The organism is uncultured Nostoc sp., assembly GCF_964245575.1.
Classification (GTDB): domain Bacteria; phylum Cyanobacteriota; class Cyanobacteriia; order Cyanobacteriales; family Nostocaceae; genus Nostoc.
In genome coordinates this window covers 15,993-22,420 of record NZ_CAXTNP010000126.1, presented here as the reverse complement: position 1 = coordinate 22,420, position 6,428 = coordinate 15,993, and the positions used below count along the sequence as shown (strand labels likewise).

Annotated in this window: 5 protein-coding genes and 1 tRNA gene; 2 read left to right on the top strand and 4 right to left on the bottom strand. The window is 41.8% G+C overall.

Translation table 11 applies throughout. The features are described from left to right. From ACFFAP_RS20250 to ACFFAP_RS20235, 4 genes are all read right to left on the bottom strand, one after another. Positions 1–1,058 (bottom strand): filamentous hemagglutinin N-terminal domain-containing protein (locus tag ACFFAP_RS20250; RefSeq protein ID WP_375512886.1); only part of this gene is annotated, 1,058 nt, incomplete at its 3' end. A gap of 176 nt (positions 1,059–1,234) precedes the next feature. Next, the gene (locus tag ACFFAP_RS20245; RefSeq protein WP_375512885.1) at positions 1,235–1,939 is read right to left on the bottom strand and encodes a hypothetical protein; all 705 of its coding nucleotides are present in this window, start codon (positions 1,937–1,939) and stop codon (positions 1,235–1,237) included. Positions 1,940–2,145: 206 nt separating this feature from the next. Then, positions 2,146–2,700, bottom strand: coding sequence for a calcium-binding protein (locus ACFFAP_RS20240; protein ID WP_375512884.1), 555 nt, complete (start codon positions 2,698–2,700; stop codon positions 2,146–2,148). Between the two features lie 468 nt (positions 2,701–3,168). Beyond that, positions 3,169–3,240: transfer RNA gene (locus tag ACFFAP_RS20235), tRNA-Val, on the bottom strand. Between the two features lie 521 nt (positions 3,241–3,761). On the opposite strand from ACFFAP_RS20235, the gene fbp reads away from it, so the two are divergent. Both fbp and tal read left to right on the top strand, forming a co-directional pair. Continuing rightward, on the top strand, positions 3,762–4,811 hold the full coding sequence (gene fbp / locus ACFFAP_RS20230) for a class 1 fructose-bisphosphatase (RefSeq protein ID WP_375512883.1): 1,050 nt from the start codon (positions 3,762–3,764) through the stop codon (positions 4,809–4,811). Between the two features lie 336 nt (positions 4,812–5,147). Beyond that, entirely contained in the window at positions 5,148–6,293 is a 1,146-nt protein-coding gene (gene tal / locus ACFFAP_RS20225; protein WP_375512882.1) for a transaldolase, read from the top strand. Positions 6,294–6,428 lie beyond the last annotated feature (135 nt).

Here is a 6,428-nt window from a genome sequence, read left to right as displayed (position 1 = left end):
TCAGAAGTGGAAGCTGAAATCTGCGAACCATCTTGAACAATCAACCGCCCAGTTTCAATCCTTAATTCTCCCGCAGTTCCAGATGCTTCTGTGTTAGTCACCAGGCTGCTTCCTCCCAAGAGTTCTACCAACTCCGATGCGTTAACTACTAATGTTCCTCCCGATTTTGAGACTAGCGTATTAACCGCAATACTTGAATCATCGGCGAATGTAACGTGCCTGCCTTGTACCTGGATACTACCACCGCCTTCACCACTAGCACTTACTGTAGTTAGATTGCTAAGAGATACATCAGCTCGCGCTACACTCTCAGGAAAACTTAAGCGGAAATTGTTGTTATCAATGTTCAACCCTACCGTTCCTACTTCTGCCAATCCTCCTAATTCGACTCGACCATCTGGAGCGTCCAGTGTGGCTCCTTCTAAATTCACATCGCCTCCCAACAGCACTAAACTCTGACTCTCAGGAACGGATAGCATTGCTTCATTGACTTGAATCGACTTAATAGGCTGAGATATTTGATTAAATAGAAATGCAGAAGGATTCACTCTCAGCAAGGGGTTAAGCGGATTGACGGGTGAAGTCATGGAAAATTCTCCACCACCCGTAAACTGGATCGCACTTGCTGTTGTTCCAATAAATGAACCGGGAATATTTAATGTGGCATTTTCTCCAAATATAATGCCGTAGGGATTTATTAAAAAGAGATTAGCTTTACCTTGGGCGCTAATCACTCCTTGAATATTTGATGGATTTCCCCCTGTAACTCGTGAAAAAATATTGACTATCGTTGGGTCATTGAGAAAATTGGCACTTCCTCCATCAGGAACATCAAAACGATTGAAACTGTGGAATAAGTTTCTCCCACCAACCTCTGTGCCGCCTGTAATTTGGTAGGTTCCATTGTCGGTTGGCTCCACTTTAGTTCCCAAAGAGGCATCGGGAGTGACCTGAGCGGATGTGCGATCGCCTCCTTCTATTCCAATCGCACCCACTAGAATCACCAAGCCCAACAATCCTAAGTGGCAACCGCGATCAAACCAACTTCTTAAACTCACAAAACTTGTCTCCTAACCCTTGAAAACTTCATTGACAGAAACCACTTTAGCAGTGCTTGTGCCAACCTTTGCCCGTACCCCTCTTTAGGTAACTCTACTGGAAAGTTAGGTTTTTGATTAGTACTAATCCCCTGTTACAACAGCACTGTAAAAATTTCAGCCGGAGAATTTTAAACCTAGTCCAGGTTAGGAGGTAGCCAAGCTAACTGCTGCTGAAGATAAAATAAAGCTCCGGTGGCTGGGTTATATGTTAAATAAGAAGGAAGTGTGCTTGCACTTGAATTCAATCCATTAGTCTTTGCACTGTTTAGACTTGATGAGCTATTTTGAATGATGCCAAGAGAAAGGGTGTTATTTTTAATAACATCTTTATTATCAGCTGAGAAGTCTATAATTGTATCAATATTCTTGCCCTCATAATCGTATATTCCATCTTGTTTAATCACAGGTAGAGACTTCTTTTTAGAGGTGGCGTTAGTCATGATCTCAGTAGGAGCGGTAGTAATTTTAAGAACATTTTTATCCTTAACTGAGCAGTCTGTAGTTGTATCAAGAGCCTTGGCTCCAGAAGGGGATACTGTATCCACAGACTCCTTTGGAGGGACGATGTTATAGCTAGGGGGAATAGGAGCGCTAGTAATTTTAAGAACGTCGGTCTGAAATGAGAAGTCTGTAATTGTATCAATACCGCCACCGGAGTAATACAAGACAAAGGTATCTTTACCACTACCACCAGTGAGAATGTCATTACCAACTCCTCCCACTAAGTAGTCATTACCTGTCGCACCTATTAGAGTGTCATTGCCTCCATTGCCGTATATTTGATCGTCTACTTGAGTCCCAGCTAGATAGTCGTTTCCAGGGCTGCCTTGAATTGCCACGTTTCTTACTCCCGGAGAAATTAGTGTTTATACTGATGATTTTAACTAGCAATTAGCATTACAGATGAGATTGGTAAAGAAACAAAACAAGGCGATCGCAGCTAGAACACCAATTCCGTAATCAAAACGCGAACCCCTCACTTGTGTATACACAGTGTAAGGAGAGTTTGGCTCTCCCCAACTCTAGTAGGAAACTCTGCTGGGAGTTAGATTTTTAATTCATCATTATTATTAGTAGTTTTCGAAGCCACTACAACAGCTGTATTCCAGTTAAGGTTAGGAGGTAGCCAGGCTATCTGCTGATTCAAATAAAATAGAGCACCAGTGCTTGCGTTATATGTAAAAATATTAGCAGATTGGCTAGCGTTACTCGACCCGAGCGTTAGTGAACGAGTTGTAAACTTAGTAGAGTCAATAGCACCATCTTCAATCACTTCATAATTGCTCAAAGATGAATTGCTCAGAGATGATCGTGTACCTATAAGATAGTTAGAAGCGCCAATAGTTGAAGTAGTAACTTTAAGAATATCATTACTAACTGAAAAGTCTGTAATTGTATCAATACCGCCACCTGAGTAATTCAGGACAAAGGTATCTCTACCATTACCACCAGTGAGAATGTCATTACCAGCTTCTCCCACTAAGTAGTCATTACCCGCCCCACCTATTAGAGTGTCATCGCCTGCATTGCCGTATATTTGATCGCTTCCTTGAGTCCCAGCTAGATAGTCGTTTCCAGAGGTGCCCTGAATATTTGCCACGTTCCTTACTCCGATAATTTAGTGTTTCCACTGCTTATCTTAACTAGCAACTACCATAACTGATGAGATTTGTTAACCAATAAAATAAGGCGCTTTCTCCAGCATTAACACTGTCAATATTGAGTTATCCTCTCTTTATCCACCGTTATAGCTGCATCACAATTATTTTTGCAAACTATAACGACTGGCGTGGGTTAGGGGGGATCAATAACTGCAAAGATACAGCCAACTACTTTTCAAACAACCTCTTAAACATAAAATAAAATCCTAGTTCGTAGTGAGCGATTCATCGTTCAAAACAAGGATTATTATGACTAAAGTCCTTACCCAACGGGAAAGTTAGCCGCTCATGGGGGAAACCCCCAAGACCGCGCTAACTCACTACAAACTTTAATTTATTTACGCCGAGCTACTTACTCTATTGAAGGAGATATTAGTTAGTTAGCTGAAACCTTTGATATTACTCAGTGGGCGATACTGGATTTGAACCAGTGACCCCATCCGTGTGAAGGATGTGCGCTACCCCTGTGCTAATCGCCCAAGACTCTTTATATTATAACCACTTAGATTTACGGTTGCAAAAATGTATGGAAGATAAAGTGGTTTAGTGCGATCGCTTGGACTTATATTTGATTTTTGAAACAACTCCAAAATATACGTAGGTCTAAGTGCGTTACGCTACGCAATAACGCACCCTACACATGAAGGACTAAAGTCCTTACTATAAACTTTAATTTATTTACGCCTAGCTATTTAGACCTGTTTTGCCATAACTTCAGGATAGCTCTGGTTGCAAATAATAGGCAGTGATTTAGCTACCTTTATAACTTTCTGTATTCGCTTGATTTAGGTAAATCACTTCCTCAATACTGGTGATGTATTAGACGAATTAGTACGTATCTATGCTCTGAGTGCAGGAGTCACTGAAAATTCATTTCTTTAGTTTATCTAAAGTCGCATCTAAGTTATCAAATTACCTTTCTAAGATAGAAGCAGCAACCATAAGTTGCCATACATGACTAAAACCCAATTAACAGCTAGTGGCTGCGGAGAACATAAAAATGGCTAAAGCGCCAGATTCTTTAGACTTGTCTATCAATGAAGTTACAGACAAATCCCTAGATCGTGATTGTACAACCTTATCCCGTCACGTCTTACAGCAACTTCAGAGTTTTTCGCCAGATGCACAGGATTTAAGTGCGCTGATGAATCGCATCGCCCTGGCCGGCAAACTGGTTGCTCGCCGCATGAGTCGCGCTGGTTTAATGGAAGGCGTTCTCGGATTTACTGGGGAAGTTAATGTCCAAGGAGAATCCGTCAAAAAGATGGATGTCTATGCTAATGATGTATTTATCTCAGTTTTTAAGCAAAGCGGCTTAGTCTGTCGCCTGGCTTCTGAGGAAATGGAAAATCCCTACTACATCCCGGAAAATTGCCCCATTGGGCGCTATACTCTGCTGTATGATCCAATTGATGGCTCATCCAACACTGATAATAATCTCAGCTTAGGTTCTATTTTCGCCATTCGCCAACAAGAAGGAACTGATAGCGATCGCAAAGCAACTGACCTCCTCACCAACGGACGTAAGCAACTCGCTGCCGGATATATTCTATATGGCCCCAGCACAATGCTGGTTTATACTATAGGTAAGGGCGTTCATTCCTTTGTCCTTGATCCCAGCTTAGGAGAATTTATTCTCACAGAAGAAAATATCCGAATTCCTAACCACGGTTCTGTTTACAGCGTGAATGAGGGTAACTTCTGGCAGTGGGAAGAATCGATTCGAGAATACATCCGCTACGTTCATCGCACAGAAGGCTACAGCGCTCGTTATAGCGGCGCAATGGTGAGCGACATCCATAGAATTTTAGTTCAAGGCGGCGTGTTTCTCTACCCAGGCACAATTCAAAACCCAGAAGGTAAATTGCGCTTGCTTTATGAAACCGCTCCTCTAGCCTTTTTGATTGAACAAGCGGGCGGTCGCGCCACTACAGGGCTAGTAAATATCTTGGATGTGGTGCCGAAAAAATTGCATCAACGCACACCTTTAATTATTGGTAGCAAAGAGGATGTAGCAAAGGTGGAGTCTTTTATTCAAAACGGACACTAGTGTAAAAAAGCACAATTTATCAGAAAAGAAGCTTGTAAATAAAGCTTTTTAAACTTTTTCAACTGGATAGTTATTTTTGCCATGCTGCACTAGAAGACAGTAATAAGAGGATCAAGGATGCGTCTAGCATCTGGCATTAATTAAAAGTTAATCATGGTGATTTAAGATTGGCAATGCAGAATAGCACTTCTTGAAGATGTATTAAAGATTATCTCAGCTGGCCGATGCCAGAAGTGATTGGCAACGCCACAATGCAAAAGTAACCATCAATATTTGATGCGTTTTGCCAACTTTACTTAGAAACATCACTATACAGGAGTGAAACAAATTAGAGCTATGTCTACCAATCATCTACTAGAAATTAAGCAATACGGTCAAAGTATCTGGATGGATAATTTGACCCGTGACATTATTCAATCAGGTGAACTCAAAGATATGGTTGAAAATCAAGGTATATCTGGGATTACTTCTAACCCAGCTATCTTTGAAAAAGCGATCGCAGGTAACGTCATTTATGATGCCGATATCGAAGCTGGAGTTCGTGCTGGCTTACCGATATACAAAATTTACGAATCTCTAGTTTTTGCAGATATCCGTAATGCTTGTGATATTTTACGCCCTGTTTTTGAAGCCTCGAATAGACTAGATGGTTATGTGAGTATTGAAGTACCGCCAACTATCGCCCATGATACTGAAGCAACAATAAACGAAGCCCGGCGCTATTTCCAAGAAATTGGTCGGGAAAATCTGATGATTAAAATTCCCGGTACAGAACCTGGTTTGCCAGCAGTGGAGCAGGTAATAGCCGAAGGAATGAATGTTAATATTACGTTGCTGTTTTCTGTAGATAGCTACATAAACACAGCTTGGGCTTATATTCGGGGCTTAGAAAAACGGTTGGCTGAAGGTAAAGACATCAGTAAAATTGCTTCAGTCGCTAGCTTCTTCCTCAGCCGGATCGATAGCAACATTGACGGCAAAATTGATGCTAAGTTGAAAAAAGGCGTTGATGATATTTCTGTGGAAGCAAAGCTAAGAGATGTTAAAGGGAAAGTAGCGATCGCTAACGCCAAGATTGCGTACCAGGAATACAAGAAAATTATCGAGAGCGATCGTTGGAAAGCCTTGGCAGCAAAAGGAGCCACAGTACAACGGCTACTTTGGGCTAGTACTAGCACCAAAGACCCCAACTACAACGACGTGATGTATATCGAAGAGTTGGTTGGCCGGGATACCGTTAACACCGTACCACCAGCGACCATTAAAGCTTGTGCCGATCATTGTAACGTGAGCGATCGCTTAGAAACAGATGTAGATAATGCCTACACGCTGATCGAAAACCTCAAAGATCCCGACATCAACATCGATCTCAATGCCGTAATGGATGAACTGTTAGCTGAAGGTATTGACAAATTCATTCAGCCCTTCCAGTCCTTGATGAACTCTTTAGAAGACAAGATCAAGGTATTGTCACCAGTGTAGGGACTAGGGACTGGGGACTAGGGACTGGGGACTAGGGACTGGGGACTGGGGACTAAGATGAAAAATACTATTTTCCAAAACCCAATTCCCAATTCCCAATTCCCAATTCCCAATTCCCAATTCCCAATTCCCAAT

Coding starts and splice junctions, on each gene's coding strand:
- fbp (WP_375512883.1), top strand. CDS start 3,762: ATGGCTAAAGCGCCAGATTCTTTAGACTTGTCTATCAATGAAGTTACA.
- tal (WP_375512882.1), top strand. CDS start 5,148: ATGTCTACCAATCATCTACTAGAAATTAAGCAATACGGTCAAAGTATC.